This window comes from Neptunomonas sp. CHC150, assembly GCF_030397555.1.
Lineage (GTDB): Bacteria > Pseudomonadota > Gammaproteobacteria > Pseudomonadales > Balneatricaceae > Neptunomonas > Neptunomonas phycophila.
The window spans coordinates 1-297 of sequence record NZ_JAPNXU010000032.1 but is presented as its reverse complement, the minus strand read 5'-3'; the positions used below and the strand labels follow the sequence as shown (position 1 = coordinate 297).

1 protein-coding gene is annotated in these 297 nt (G+C 54.9%); it reads left to right on the top strand.

The window, feature by feature from the left end; genetic code table 11:
* Positions 1-297 (top strand): Ig-like domain-containing protein (locus OW491_RS17955; protein WP_290037265.1); only part of this gene is annotated, 297 nt, incomplete at both ends.

The window sequence follows — 297 nt, the reverse complement described above, 5'->3', positions numbered from 1 at the left end:
TACCGTGAGCGATGGTAATGGCGGCACCTCAACGGCTACCGTAGCGGTGACCATTAATGCGGTGAATGACAACCCCACCACCGCGGGCGAATCAGCGACTACGGATGAAGATACGCCGGTCACTGTCGATGTGTTAGCCAACGACTCCGATGTTGACGGCGATACCTTGTCGGTTGATTCAGCTACTGCAGCCAACGGCGCCGTCGCGATCAATCCTGATGGCACCATCACTTATACACCAAACGCCGATTTTAATGGCTCAGATACCATCACCTACACCGTGAGCGATGGTAACGG